Here is a 12,809-nt window from a genome sequence, read left to right as displayed (position 1 = left end):
ATCGGAGTTGCCGAGCTGGACTTGTATGGATATTTAATGCCGGCATTCTCAGTTGCACTTATCGCTTTATATCGCGCATTCGAAGTCCATTTACAGTTTCATAAAGAAGACCTTCATTATTGAAGATATTCAGATCGAATACTATTTGACGATGGTTTATGGCGGTCACTGTCACTCTGGTCAGGTAGAGTGCACCCGGAAGAGTCGGCCGGCTGATAATTCGCCTGAAAAATCCAACCGGGAAGAGCACCAGATCCGTCAATCGTTGGCCTAAAACACAAGCTGCATGCAGAGCGCCATCCAGCGGGAACGGCGAACCAATCATATCCTGAACGGCATAGCAGAAGGAAATTTCGGGAGCCCTCAATTTTCCCCATGCTTCGTCTTTTGTAAGGAGCAGTTTTTCCTGAAGCGTATGATACCGGGAGCCCAGGGGAACAATTTCGTCATACAACTGCGCTGCGCTGATCTCAGCCGTAGTGTTTGTCGGCGGCGCTGGATCAATGTTCTGAAGAGCGTGATTGTCTCTAGTTTCTGCCGGGAAAAATATTTCGCCATGCTCTATGATTCTGGCCATGGTTTTCAGGCGGATGTGGCTGAGCAGCTTAACCTGCACCCGGCGATCGATATTGGCGGAATACTCTACCAGAGCCTCCAGCCTTGCCGCAATAGGCGGAATCTCAAGAAATTTGCCGAAGCGAACATCTTCCATGATTCTGATATCAGTTTCAGGGGAAATCGATGCGCAATGGGCGGCTAAAAAAAGCATGGTTTCGACGGCTGGAAGGCAAATCCTGCCGCCGATACGATGGTCCTTAAACCATGGTTGTACCGATATGTTACAGGGGATTCGCTTACTGCTCATGAATCCGGAAACTTTTTCCAGAGATTGATCGTTTTTTCATCAATTTCAACCGGGATATGCTTACTGTTCACTGCGCAGTGTCTGGTAAAACCGGTGCAGCAGATTTCGCCGTTGTCAGCTCTGGTGATCAAATAATCAAACTGCAGTTTAACTAATTCCATACCGGCGGGACGGGTATGAATGTACATCAGGTCGTCGTAGAAGAGCGGCGAATAATAGTTGAGTTCCGTTTTGATGATCGGGTAGATATATCCGCTCTCCTCGATTTCTTTGTAGGGATAGGCTGCTTCCCGCATGAGTTCAGCCCTGCCGAATTCAAAATAACGCAGGTAGTTGGCATGATAGACGACCTGAGAGCGATCGGTATCCACATAGAGTGTTCGCATCTCGCAGCGATGCCAGATCTTGCCGCTGTTAATGTCTCTGACATAGCAGGGTTTTTCCAGTTTTTCAGGAATAAAAGGTCGTGGTCGCATCACACTCCTCGAAAAACGATACAGCAGTTGGTGCCGCCGAAGCCGAACGAATTTGAGAGGACAAATTCGTGTTGATGTCTGCGCGCTGTATTCGGCACTACATCGATATCACTGAAAGCAGGATCGGGGATATGGTTGACAGTGGGCAAAACCAGACCAAGTCTCATGGCCTCGATGGCAAGAGTCGCCTCAATGGCGGCAGATGCACCAAGCGAATGGCCTACCTGTGATTTATTGGAAGATACCGGAATATTCGCCATGGAATCGCCGAAAACGGCACGAAGGCAATCAACCTCGGTACTGTCTCCCGTCGGCGTAGAGGTACCGTGTGCATTTACGGCCCCAATATCGGCAGGTGAGATTTCCGCATCATCAATTGCATCCTGCATTGCGCGGATAATGGTAGTGGCATTTGGGCGGGTGAAATGATGGGCATCGGAATTCCAGCCGATTCCGGCAACTTCGGCCTTGGCCGTCAGGCCCATTGAATGCAGGGCATCTTCGGAGGCCAAAACAAGTACGCCGGCGCCTTCAGCAAGCACAAACCCCTTGCGGTCAAGGCTGAAGGGCCGTGAGGCCTGGGTGGGATCTTCCGCCGCTCGGTCTTTGGGGCCGACCTTGATGGTGGCCAGCATATTGGAAAATCCTTGAATTATTTCCGGCACAATACAGGTTTCGACACCGCCGGCCAGAACAAAATCACAGTCACCGTCACGAATCATTCTCGCCCCGATTCCAATGGCATGATTTCCCGAGGCGCAGGCGCCCTGAGGGGAGAAAATCGGTCCGGTGAATCCCATCAGCATACCTGCCTTACCGGCCGGAAGATTCGCGCAGACATTGGGCAGCAGATAAGGGCTGACTTTCAGCGGTCCTTTGTTGATATAGTTATCCATGGCGATCCGGTAAGAATCGGTGCCATTGAGAGCGGAACCGATCAGGCAACCTGTCCTGGGACCTGTTTCTGCATTTATTTCAAGACCGGCATGGAGAAGGGCACGCCGGCAAACCTCCATGGTAAGAAAGATGTAGTCTGCATTCCATAGAGAAGATTCTTTACGGTTAACATATGAAAATTGGCTCGGATCCCAATCCGGAATTTCACCGACCACATTGCTGCGGCTCGAACTTTCGCAGCGGCTCAATCTGCGAAAACCGGCTAAACCTTCAACGGCACCCTGCCATGTTGCGGCAAAGCTGTTGCCCAGAGCAGTCGCAACGTCATAGCCTACTACATAAACCCTTCTGTTTTTCGGTGCCTTCATAAATGATTTTTAATACGATTTCTTGAAAATTACGCTGCTATTGCAGCCACCAAAGCCAAAAGAGTTTTTGAGTATAAATTCCTGTTGCAGAGACCGTTTCCCTTCGGCGACACAATCGATTTCAATTTCCGGATCAGCCTGATAATTTATTGTCGGAGGGAGTATGCTTTCCTGCATCCCCTGCAATGCAAAAATGGTTTCGATTGCACTGGAGGCACCCATGGCATGGCCGATGAGTGATTTATTGGCACAGACCGGGGGAAGATTATTTCCGAAAATTTCCTTCATGGCACTATATTCAATTTTGTCGCCCAGCTTTGTGGATGCTGCATGGGCGTTAATCGCCGCGATATCCTGGGGCAGAAGACCGGCATCGGTCAGGGCGTTCTGCATACACTGCCTGATGGTGACTGAATTGGGAGCTACAAAATGGTGTGCATCCGATGTCATTCCCCAGCCGGCCAGCTCCGAACTATAGCGTAGTCCATGTGTCTCTGCAAATTCTCTGGTGGCTAAAATGATTGCACCTGCACCTTCGGCAATGACAAAACCCCGGCGGTTGGCAGAAAATGGCCTGCTGGCCTGTTCCGGTGCTTCGTTTTCCCGACCTTCTGCGGGAGCGTAGGCGCCGTTCATGGTATAAAAACCTGCGACAATAGGCTCGACCAGGGCAAAATCAACTGCTCCGCAGATGGCAATGTCGGCTCGGTTCTGAGCCAGGAACATGGCACCGATAATTATTGAGGTCAGACCGGTGGCACAGGCGGATATCGTTGAGGTGATAGGGCCCTGTGCTCCGGTTTCAATGGCGATTTTACCGCCGACCATATTGACGCAGGCATTGGGATTGGTATATGGAGGGGGTAATTTATTGTTGGCCTGCAGCCGTCTGTCGGCATTGAGCACCGCATCCAGCCCGCCGATCGCGGAGCTGTATGTTACCGCGGTACGAAGTGCAATTTCAGGAGACAGTTCAATATTGCTGCGCTCCAGGGCCCGGGCGACCGAAAGCAGGGAGTATTTGAAAACAGGAGATGTCCAGGCGGCCTGGTGCCGGGCGGTCAGAAAAGGATAATCCTTGTCGACTATATCCGGGACCTGCCCGGCAATGCGGACCGGGAAATTTTCAGGCAGTGGAAATCGGGTAAGCGGGCCGATGCCGCTCAGACCTTTGACGGCATTTTGCCATTGCCCCTGCAGGTCGCATCCCAGGGGGGAAATGGCATCATAACCGACAATGACGGCATCTTTTTTTCCCATAACCGCTACCAGGGTATAAATTGATAGAGTTTGGCAAACATTTCATAAACCTCTATCCAGTTTTGCAGATCTTTGGTCGTTTTAATGTGCGCTCTTTTGTTCACCATAACCCAGCTCATGTGGGCGGCGCCATCTTTGCAAGTAGAACAGTCGCGGGTTTCAGAGGTGCAGCAGCGATGCATGGCCTGCAACTCGGATGACCAGCGAATGAAGCCTATCAATCTTTTCGGACGAGGGTCCCGGTTGTCGATCGGCTCTGTTACAGAGGGACATTCCATCCAGCCGAAAGATCGACCCAGCATTTTACCCGTAGTGATGACCTCGTGGTAGTATTTTGAAGAAATAACGGTGTCGGGGTAGCTGTCCAGCATACTGTCCATCTCGTCGCGCACCGCAATCAGTTCGTCCGCCTGCCATGAAAAACCATCCACATCTTCGTCATTGGACAGCAGCTGCATGTGGACTTTGAGACCGACATCTCTGATCTTGCGGATGATTTTTTCAGTTTTACCGAGCTGCTTGGGGGTAATGGTATAGAGATAGTAGGCATGAGGATCGCCCTGGTAATTGGCGCTTGAAAGTGTAAATGTGTCTTTTCCGCGCAGAATTTTCTCATCTTCAGCATCACCCCACAGGGAAATACCAACCATCAGGTCCGGAAAACGATCCCTGGGGACTTTGATCAGGCCGTTGGTGGCACAAAAGGTGGGTATTTTTTTGTAAAAGGCTTCAATCCTGTCCAGGCAGAGAGTCGGCTCGCCGCCGATCAGAATTGCCAGATTGACACCCCGATTCAACTCTTTGGCGATAAAGCCATGCCATTTGTCTATATCATTTTCCTCGGCTGCCACCTTATCTTCACCGGAGGAATAGAAGAAGCATCCCTTGCATCTCAGGTTGCAGCGATTGGTTACATCGTAAATGGAGCTGCGGATGTTAAGCCTGGAAATTCTTTTATAACGCTCGTACCAATGGTGATCGAGAAGGGAGCTGACAGTTTTCATAGGTAATCTAATTCTTTGGAGGCGGAGTGATAAAGGTGTTGCACAGGTTGACTCCTTTATCATATCCTCTGACCCAGACGGCAAGATACGTATCAACATAATCCAGCCAGGCGGAAAATGTCACAGGGTCTATGGCATGTCGATACATTCTGGCGGTGACAAGAGCACTGCCCGCAGCATAATGGCGGCAGTCATCACAATCCGTATCCGGGACGCAACAGGCGGCTTCCCGGTCCCATTGCAAGTCCGTGCGATATTGCCGGAATGTCCTGCCGAGGCCGACATCCATGGAGGAATTCATCCGAGGATAGGAACAGGAAAAAAGTTCATGCAAAGCTGATTTTTCAGTATGGGCAACAATGTTGTACGTCGAAAAGAGAACCGTCTGCGGGTAATCCCTCAGCAGTTCGCTCATTACCTCACGTGTTTTCTTCAAAGTCTCGGAGGTATGACGGAGATGTCCTTGGTAGCCGACAGGGGCGGAAAACATGTTGAAGGTGATTTGCCGGCCGTTATCGGTGAGAAGTTTTGTTACCTGCCGGGCCTCATCAATGTTCTCCGGTGTGAATGTGTAAACGAAAACGGCCCTGGGATCGTCTTTGTAATTGGCGATCTGCCTGGCAAGCATGTTCGGAGCCTTGCGGATTGTTTCACTGGTTCGGTCATTGCCCCAGACGGAGATATGGATCCGGTAGTCAATCTCCCGGGAAATCGGCTTGAGGCCATTGCTGGCTATCGCTCCCAGTGGTATCGTCTGATAACAGATCTTACATAAATGCGGCACCAGCGATGGTTCGGCTCCAGCCAGAACGGCAAAAGTTATGCCGCGTTCTTTTTCGGATTGAAAAAGTCGGCGCCAGGAATTTTCATCGCTATTCTCTATGGCAAACTGCTTTTCGCCGGCGAAATAATAACATCCCTCACAACGGATGTTGCAACGGTTGCTCATATCGTATGTTGATTCGCGCAGAAAAAAATAGCGGCGAACTTTTTCCCAACGCTCTCTGATACGCGGATCTGCTATTATTTCCGAGAATTTGTATTGCTGGTGCTGGGCAGACATCTATTCGTTGCTGTTTTGTTTGTCGATGATATATTCGGCAATGATACGTACGGTGGTCAATTTGGGATAATCGTCTTCGTCGATTCTTATGCCGTACTCATCTCTTAAAACCAGGGCAACAGTCGCCAGGTCCATGGAGTCGACCCCGACCTCGTCAACTAAATCAAGGTCGGCATCAAAGGTTTCGGGGGTGACATCTTCAAGCTTGAGCTCATCGATGATGATTTCGGAGATTCGGGCGATGGTCTGGTTAGTGTGGTTACTCATGAATAATTCACAGTCTTTCGTTTTTGGTGAAAAGCATCTTGCCGGAACAGACATCATGGTTCCCGCTGGTAATTTTAAACATGTAGTGATGAGGGATATCGCTGCATGAAACTTCAACGTCAAGTTTATCTCCCGGTCGGACTAATTTTCTGAACTTAACCCGACTTAAACTCATACAATACCCATTATACCCCTGAGGTCTGGTGATAAGATCGGCAACCATCTGCAATTGAGCAATTCCCGGCAAAACAGGATTGTTGGGAAAATGGCCGGAAAACCAAGGGGAATTATATTCAGCGGTTACGGATGCGGTAATCTTGGTCACTTCCATCTTTCTGCCAGTCGATATTCTGGAATATCAATCCACGTCTTCTCCTGCCGATCAACGCATTGAAGCAGAAAACGCCGGGAGGGGGAGCAAATAAGTACCATTAGTTCTGGAAAGTTTCAACAGGCAAGCAGATACGAAGTCGTTTACCGTCAAAATATAATGTTATATAGGCAATTTTGATAATCTCGTAAAAAGTTGCCACGGAGTTCTCAGATGGCTAGATAAAAAGTTCGATATACAAGGCAATGCGGGAGATCGGGCTTTTTACGACGCCATCAATTTTTAGAAAACCAAAAATATATAACATTTCCCTGATAGTTTACAAGTAAAATATCCTTCGGATGAGATCCCTCCGCAATAGCAACAATTTGGAAAATTTTAATTCGTACACAAGCATTATTAAGGGCTTTATTGTAAGATGACGTCGCGATAAGCACCCGTAGGGGCATAAATTCCGACTTCGAGAAACCCGAACTCGCGTTGCAGGTTTTCGCTAGTCTATCAAAAAGGTATTTAAATCCTAAAATTACCAGGCAAATAATCCGGTTAATCCGGGTTGGAACCGCCTGTAGATTTTTATCGGCAATGGAAAACCATAATGAAAAATGACTTTGGAGGGATAAAAGAAGAAAAAGCCATGAGTCGTATTCCGGAACCGGAAATTATGGAAGATCCACTGCATGTTGCCGCCTATGCCGGAGCCAGCCTCGATAACGGGCATTGGTTTTTTGTGCAGCAATTTCGAAAGTTTTTCCGTGGGCAGGAACCGCAGGGCGCCATTCTTGATCTCGGCTGCGGACCGGCCGAAATTCCTTTGCGGCTGGCAGGACTGTTCCCGCGGTGTGAGCTGCATGGCGTAGACGGCTCCTTTCAGATGCTGGAACTCGGCAAAAAAAACATACATCGGCAGGGTTTGGGGGATAAGATTCATCTTTTTCAGGGTATTCTGCCCGAAAACATTCTTCTTCCGCGTCAGCGCTATGAGGTGGTAATCTCCAACAACTTTCTTCACCATCTGGCAGACCCCATGGTCCTGTGGAATGCTCTCTATAAATACAGTCTGCCCCATGCCGCAATCCTGATCATGGACCTGCTGCGCCCGGACAGCGAAGAATCGGCTGAATGTATAGTCGATACCTATGTGCCGGATGCGCCTCCACTGCTGCGCGACGACATGTTGCTCTCACTCAGGGCGGCATATAGTCTAGAGGAAGTAGCGGAGCAATTACAGAAAGCAAATCTGGCGGAAACATTAAATCTCACCATGGCATCGCCTTTCCAGTTTGCGGTTCATGGATACATGACCTGAGGGCCACCTTTTACGGGTCCATCAAAAACGAATCGGATGTAAGAAATTTCAATGAAACTAAGTATTGCTGCAAATTGGGATATTGATCTACTTGAAGGTCTTGCCGAAATTCCGGAAGCGACCTCTATTTATGCCAAGCTGCCTTTCGATATTGTGGGAGGGGGCAGGGCCGGAATGGTCGTGCCTCATATAGACTGGAATTCAGCGGAAGCCTATATAGCTGCAGCCCACGAGCGCGATCTGTCATTCTGTTATCTCCTTAACGCCCCCTGTCTCGGCAACCTTGAGCAGACACCGGAAGGCAAGAAAGACATACTGGAATTCATCGCTCAGCTGGTCGACATAGGCATTGACACGGTTTCCATTGCCAATCTTGCCGTAGTGGCATTGGTACGCCGAAACTTCCCTGACCTCGAGATACGCGGCAGCGTTCTCAGCTGGCCGACCAACCTGTCCCGACTCACGTACCAGGAAGCACTCGGTGTCAATCCACTGATTATCCCATACAGCGAATTCAATCGGGATTTCAAGATGCTTACTAAAATCCGGTCCGGATTGTCCTGCGACCTGCAGCTCTTTGTCAACGTCTCGTGCATCTATAATTGTCACTATCTGGCAGAACATGCCTGCAGCGTTGGCCATGCATCCCAATTGGCACAGAATACACGGCAGGCCGGCTTTTTTCTCGATTTCTACCTCTGGCAATGTACCCGGCGCCGCCTGCTTCATCCGGAACTTTTGCTGATGAGCCGGTGGATTCGTCCTGAAGATCTTCACTGCTATGAAGCCATGGGCTTTGATGAGTTCAAGATTATAGATCGCTCCAGGTCCACGGCGTGGTTGTTGCGGGCCGCCAGGGCATATGCCGATCGTCGCTACCAGGGGAATCTGCTGGACATCATCTCTTTGGAAATGCTTGGCGACCCTTCGGGCTTTCATCAAGATATAGATGAGCAGGTGCGTGAACGCATGCGACACTACAACAAAGAGGAGCGCCAGCTCACCTTGCGCATGCTCAAGTTGCGCCGCAGGCTCCTTTCCCTTGATCTTGTTATCGATAATAAGGCCCTGGATAACTTCCTGGAGGGCTTTCAATCGATTCGCTGTGCGGAAACTTACTGCAGCGACTGCCGTTATTGCCACAAATATGCCGAACGTGCCGTCCGTTTCGATCGTGACGAAGCTGCGCTGCTTGCCGGTGATATCGGCGAATTGCTCGAAGATTCCATGAATGTGAAAATCTGAAGGTATGACGGACTCGTAAAAAGCCCGATCTACGTCGTTATTGACCTGAAACGGCGATTTGCCGTACCACATGTACTGCCAAACCACCGTTTCAGATACTACGCCTACCATCGAGCTTTCTCGAAGTCGGAGTTTATGCCCGTACGGGTGCTTATCGCAGAGCCCATCTCGGCGATATCGATTTACGAGATTATCAAGGTGCATAATCCCAAAAAATCGCTGAGCCGATCCTCTCCGCACAAATAATAAGGTGCATGCCGGATTTTTACAGCTCCTCGAGATCCTTTTCCTGTTGAGAGATATATACCTGCCGTACCTGTTGCAGCAGGCCGGAGATAGAGGGAGATGCATTCCTGTCCGGTGGGATATGCTTGATAGTTCTAACGGTAATCGTATTTTCTACCCTGGTGTTGAAGATAAACCTGCCCGGCGTAAAAAGTCTGTCGCTATTGCGGATTTGCAGAACATATAGAGGTGCGCTGCACATCCGCGCAATTTTAAAAGCCCCTTTGTTGAGTTCGCCGATTTTTCCGTTTCTGCTTCTGGTTCCTTCCGGAAAGATGAAAAGATTGCCGCCATCCTTAAGATACTGCTCCATGGTTTCCATTTGGTTCACCATCAGGCGGGAAAAACCTCCTTCGCCGGAGGCGGGAATATACCCGGATTTGGTGATTATCCAGCCGAAGACAGGTGTCCCGAAAAATCGGGCTTTTACGATTGTTCTATGTTGCGGGAAGAGTGAGATCAGCAGCAATGGATCAAGGTAGGAAAGGTGATTGCAGATAATCACTGAAGATTTTATGGAGGCCGCCTCCGTATCAATCTCTATTTTTTGCCGGGGAGCGGTAAGGCTGAGAATGCGAAAAAATCCCCTGTAGAAAAGTGAGTTTAGACGCTGAAAGTGAATTTCCGGATTTTTTACTCTTAGCGCATAAATGAGATAGCGCCAGGAGAAAAAAAGGATAAAACCCAGGGTAAACCAAGCCCAGCAGGCCAAGGTAGCACTGCAGTCGAGAATTATATCCACCAATGAACCTGAAGGCCGGTGGTTGAAAGTTTGCCGCGGGGAAAACATTAAGATTAAACCGTGCTGCCGTCTTTAAGGAGCAGACAGGTATTCACTCCACCAAAAGCAAAATTTTGAATGGCTGCTATTGCTGTTTTTGTTTCAGTAAGTTCGCGGGTGTGCCGGATCATTCTGCAGCGTTCATCGATATTCTCCAGGTTCAGGGTGGGAGCAATAAATCCCTGTTCCATCATATACAGGGTAAGAATCGATTCGATAACTCCGCAGGTTCCCATGGTGTGGCCCATATAGCTCTTCAGACCGGTTACAAGCGGTTTGTCGCCATAGACCGCGGCGATGGCCTGGGCCTCGATCACATCACCCATTTTTGTCGCTGTGGCGTGGGCGCTGATGAAATCAACATCGTCCGGGGAGATTTTCGCATCATCGAGAGCCAGGCGCAAGGTAGCGGTAATCCCGTCAAGATTCGGCAGGATGAGGTCGCCGCCATTATTGTTGCAGGCAAAGCCGATTATTTCGCCAAGGATAACCGCGCCGCGTTTTTTGGCGGATTCATATTCTTCGAGGAGCACGGCGCCGCCCCCTTCTCCCACCACCAAACCGTCACGGTCGGCGTCAAACGGCCGGGGGGTAAGGTGCGGAGTGTCGTTATAATCGACGGAGCAGGCCAGCAGGTTGTCAAAAACCGCCACAGTGGTTGTATCGTATTCATCGGCTCCACCGCAGATCATCGCATCCTGCATGCCGTATTTGATCGTTTCATAACCAAAACCGATGGATTGGCTGCTGGTGGTGCAGGCCGTGGATGAGGCAATGATCCGTCCGGTAATACCAAACATTCTGGTGATGTTCACTGCCGTGGTATGCACCATCGAACGGAGATAATCAACAGCTCCGATGGACGAGAATTCTGAATCAAGTTCGCTGAAAAAGGCTTTGTAGATTTCACGCTGGACGGTAGGGCTGCCGTGCGTTGAGCCAAAGGCGACGCCGAGACGTCCGGAGGTGATGAATTGCTGATCCAGTCCGGATTGTTCCAGGACATCCCTGGCAACCTGGCAGGCATAGTAGGCCACCGGACCCATGGTTTTTCGATAGTACCTTTTGAAGCCGTATTCTATGGGATAATCCACGGTGCCGAAGACGCGGGAATGAATACGTTTACTCAAAAGTCCGTCATCACGCAGGGGCCGCACTCCGGATTTACCCCGGCGCAGATTCTTGATGATCTCTTTTTTTCCATACCCTATGGGAGTGATTGCGGAACAAGCGGTGATAACGACGCGTCTATTCATATGCAGTGCAATTATGAGGTTCGGGAGTTTTTGATCTCTTCGATATAACCAAGAATATCATTGATAGTCCTGATTGCCATGGCCTTCTCTTTCTCCGCACGGGTGAGGGTGAATCCCAGAATCGAAGTTTCTATTTTGCTTAAAAGTTCAATGGCATCAATACTGTCAAAGCCATGGTCGTCCCGAAGGTTATCATCCGGACCGGGATGTTCGAATTCGAAATCTTCGGTGAGGATGGCTAAAATTTTACTTTGAATTTCATCTCTGGTCATGATAGGCGGGCGAAGCTAAGAAAAGTTTTCGGAAAAATGAATAATTGCCGGTAACCTTGCGGTTACTCCGGAGCTGAAATCAGCAAAGATACTCTAAGGTTTTTGCAATTGCAAAAGGAAATATTGAACCATCCGGCAAAGCACCCTGTGATTCCCGGCAGGTTAGTTGAAGTCCTGGGAGGTTGTCCGGGAATGCCCTTCTTGGACGGCCTCCTCGAGGACGTGCATTTATTGGGTTCAATGGATAAAGCGGTCAAAATGATACCATTCAAATGGATGCTGCCGCAATGTTTTCTCCAGAAGATCGGCATATTGCTGGGCGGCCCCGGCGATAGCCTCTGCTCGGTCCCGGCGGGATTTCGGCTGGATGGGAATGGGATCGGACTGGGTAAAAATATAGGAGTTTTTGCCGGTACGGAAGGCAAAAAACGCAAAAAGAGGGGCACCGGAGACCAGGCTGAAAATAAAAGGCGCTTCGGGAAGATACGCATCCCGGCCAAGGAAGATGACCCGCACCTTGCGTTGATCGCTGCGCCAGACAACATCACCAGCCATTGACACCAGACCTCCCGAGCGCAAAAAATGAATGCCGGCAACTGCCGAAAAAGGCGAATTGTCTTCTTTATCCACCCCGATTATGGTTATGCCGGATTGACGCAGAGTATCCTTTTGCATCTTTTCCACACCTTCCTTTTCCTTCACTCCCATGTAGAGAAGAAGTTGCAGGTCTTCCCGCTGCTTTTTCAGCAGCGTGGCCGCCATTTCCCAGTTTCCCAGGTGAGACATAAGGAGAATCCCGCCTTGCCGGCCGATCACACCGTCGAGCTGCTCCCAGTCAACGGAGGTGTATGTCACTGCTTTATCTTGAGCTTTAAGGTATCTGTCAAGGTGGATGGTGGTAAAATTCTGGTATTGCCTGAAGGTGCACCAAAGATGAAAAAACATGCTCCGTTCGGGAAAGAGGGCGGCATAGAAGCGGCGGCTCTCGATCACGCGTCGCCGGGAAAATATAAAATACCCTGTTGCAACGATGCGGGAAACCATGACAAAAAACCATGGCCCACAGAGGCTGGTGAAGCGGACGAGCAATGTGTACCAAAAACCGTTCATGATCACAGGAGAATGACCAG

Annotated in this window: 14 protein-coding genes; 2 read left to right on the top strand and 12 right to left on the bottom strand. The window is 49.7% G+C overall.

All coding sequences use genetic code 11. The annotated features are described in order from the left end of the window. Positions 1–58: 58 nt before the first annotated feature. From JWG88_RS08620 to JWG88_RS08585, 8 genes are read right to left on the bottom strand one after another with little or no spacing between them, the layout of a single operon-like run. Positions 59–865 (bottom strand): polyketide synthase dehydratase domain-containing protein, encoded by an 807-nt coding sequence (locus tag JWG88_RS08620; RefSeq protein ID WP_205233331.1) that lies wholly within the window; start codon positions 863–865, stop codon positions 59–61. Further along, positions 862–1,341, bottom strand: coding sequence for an acyl-CoA thioesterase (locus tag JWG88_RS08615; RefSeq protein ID WP_205233330.1), 480 nt, complete (start codon positions 1,339–1,341; stop codon positions 862–864). The genes JWG88_RS08620 and JWG88_RS08615 overlap by 4 nt, the downstream gene beginning before the upstream one ends. Further along, on the bottom strand, positions 1,341–2,606 hold the full coding sequence (locus JWG88_RS08610; protein ID WP_205233329.1) for a beta-ketoacyl-[acyl-carrier-protein] synthase family protein: 1,266 nt from the start codon (positions 2,604–2,606) through the stop codon (positions 1,341–1,343). The genes JWG88_RS08615 and JWG88_RS08610 overlap by 1 nt, the downstream gene beginning before the upstream one ends. 9 nt (positions 2,607–2,615) lie before the next feature. After that, entirely contained in the window at positions 2,616–3,866 is a 1,251-nt protein-coding gene (locus JWG88_RS08605) for a beta-ketoacyl-[acyl-carrier-protein] synthase family protein (protein ID WP_205233328.1), read from the bottom strand. Between the two features lie 5 nt (positions 3,867–3,871). Next, complete coding sequence (locus JWG88_RS08600; RefSeq protein WP_205233327.1) at positions 3,872–4,870, bottom strand: radical SAM protein; 999 nt, start codon at positions 4,868–4,870, stop codon at positions 3,872–3,874. A gap of 7 nt (positions 4,871–4,877) precedes the next feature. Continuing rightward, positions 4,878–5,933: a radical SAM protein gene (locus JWG88_RS08595; protein ID WP_205233326.1), complete on the bottom strand. Its 1,056-nt coding sequence runs from the start codon at positions 5,931–5,933 to the stop codon at positions 4,878–4,880. Further along, the gene (locus JWG88_RS08590) at positions 5,934–6,200 is read right to left on the bottom strand and encodes an acyl carrier protein (RefSeq protein WP_205233325.1); all 267 of its coding nucleotides are present in this window, start codon (positions 6,198–6,200) and stop codon (positions 5,934–5,936) included. Between the two features lie 7 nt (positions 6,201–6,207). Then, entirely contained in the window at positions 6,208–6,531 is a 324-nt protein-coding gene (locus JWG88_RS08585) for a 3-hydroxyacyl-ACP dehydratase FabZ family protein (protein ID WP_205233324.1), read from the bottom strand. 598 nt (positions 6,532–7,129) lie between these two features. On the opposite strand from JWG88_RS08585, the gene JWG88_RS08580 reads away from it, so the two are divergent. Together JWG88_RS08580 and JWG88_RS08575 are read left to right on the top strand one after the other, a co-directional pair. Next, positions 7,130–7,840 (top strand): class I SAM-dependent methyltransferase, encoded by a 711-nt coding sequence (locus JWG88_RS08580; protein WP_205233323.1) that lies wholly within the window; start codon positions 7,130–7,132, stop codon positions 7,838–7,840. A gap of 51 nt (positions 7,841–7,891) precedes the next feature. Then, positions 7,892–9,085, top strand: coding sequence for a U32 family peptidase (locus tag JWG88_RS08575; protein ID WP_205233322.1), 1,194 nt, complete (start codon positions 7,892–7,894; stop codon positions 9,083–9,085). A gap of 265 nt (positions 9,086–9,350) precedes the next feature. Here the strand turns inward: JWG88_RS08575 and JWG88_RS08570 are convergent, their stop codons facing one another. From JWG88_RS08570 to JWG88_RS08555, 4 genes are all read right to left on the bottom strand, one after another. Then, positions 9,351–10,112 carry a 1-acyl-sn-glycerol-3-phosphate acyltransferase gene (locus JWG88_RS08570; RefSeq protein WP_205233321.1) on the bottom strand — a complete coding sequence of 254 codons (762 nt, stop codon included), beginning with the start codon at positions 10,110–10,112 and terminating at the stop codon, positions 9,351–9,353. A gap of 53 nt (positions 10,113–10,165) precedes the next feature. Next, positions 10,166–11,407, bottom strand: coding sequence for a beta-ketoacyl-[acyl-carrier-protein] synthase family protein (locus JWG88_RS08565; protein ID WP_205233320.1), 1,242 nt, complete (start codon positions 11,405–11,407; stop codon positions 10,166–10,168). Positions 11,408–11,418: 11 nt separating this feature from the next. Then, the gene (locus JWG88_RS08560; protein WP_205233319.1) at positions 11,419–11,679 is read right to left on the bottom strand and encodes an acyl carrier protein; all 261 of its coding nucleotides are present in this window, start codon (positions 11,677–11,679) and stop codon (positions 11,419–11,421) included. 237 nt (positions 11,680–11,916) lie between these two features. Beyond that, on the bottom strand, positions 11,917–12,789 hold the full coding sequence (locus JWG88_RS08555) for a lysophospholipid acyltransferase family protein (RefSeq protein WP_205233318.1): 873 nt from the start codon (positions 12,787–12,789) through the stop codon (positions 11,917–11,919). Positions 12,790–12,809: the final 20 nt, after the last annotated feature.

Source organism: Desulfopila inferna, from assembly GCF_016919005.1.
In the GTDB taxonomy this organism is placed as follows: Bacteria; Desulfobacterota; Desulfobulbia; order Desulfobulbales; family Desulfocapsaceae; genus Desulfopila_A; species Desulfopila_A inferna.
This window is presented reverse-complemented; position numbering and strand designations above follow the sequence as displayed.

Coding starts and splice junctions, on each gene's coding strand:
- JWG88_RS08615 (WP_205233330.1), bottom strand. CDS start 1,341: ATGCGACCACGACCTTTTATTCCTGAAAAACTGGAAAAACCCTGCTAT.
- JWG88_RS08605 (WP_205233328.1), bottom strand. CDS start 3,866: ATGGGAAAAAAAGATGCCGTCATTGTCGGTTATGATGCCATTTCCCCC.
- JWG88_RS08555 (WP_205233318.1), bottom strand. CDS start 12,789: ATGAACGGTTTTTGGTACACATTGCTCGTCCGCTTCACCAGCCTCTGT.
- JWG88_RS08560 (WP_205233319.1), bottom strand. CDS start 11,679: ATGACCAGAGATGAAATTCAAAGTAAAATTTTAGCCATCCTCACCGAA.
- JWG88_RS08595 (WP_205233326.1), bottom strand. CDS start 5,933: ATGTCTGCCCAGCACCAGCAATACAAATTCTCGGAAATAATAGCAGAT.
- JWG88_RS08580 (WP_205233323.1), top strand. CDS start 7,130: ATGAAAAATGACTTTGGAGGGATAAAAGAAGAAAAAGCCATGAGTCGT.
- JWG88_RS08565 (WP_205233320.1), bottom strand. CDS start 11,407: ATGAATAGACGCGTCGTTATCACCGCTTGTTCCGCAATCACTCCCATA.
- JWG88_RS08585 (WP_205233324.1), bottom strand. CDS start 6,531: ATGGAAGTGACCAAGATTACCGCATCCGTAACCGCTGAATATAATTCC.
- JWG88_RS08590 (WP_205233325.1), bottom strand. CDS start 6,200: ATGAGTAACCACACTAACCAGACCATCGCCCGAATCTCCGAAATCATC.
- JWG88_RS08600 (WP_205233327.1), bottom strand. CDS start 4,870: ATGAAAACTGTCAGCTCCCTTCTCGATCACCATTGGTACGAGCGTTAT.
- JWG88_RS08575 (WP_205233322.1), top strand. CDS start 7,892: ATGAAACTAAGTATTGCTGCAAATTGGGATATTGATCTACTTGAAGGT.
- JWG88_RS08610 (WP_205233329.1), bottom strand. CDS start 2,606: ATGAAGGCACCGAAAAACAGAAGGGTTTATGTAGTAGGCTATGACGTT.
- JWG88_RS08620 (WP_205233331.1), bottom strand. CDS start 865: ATGAGCAGTAAGCGAATCCCCTGTAACATATCGGTACAACCATGGTTT.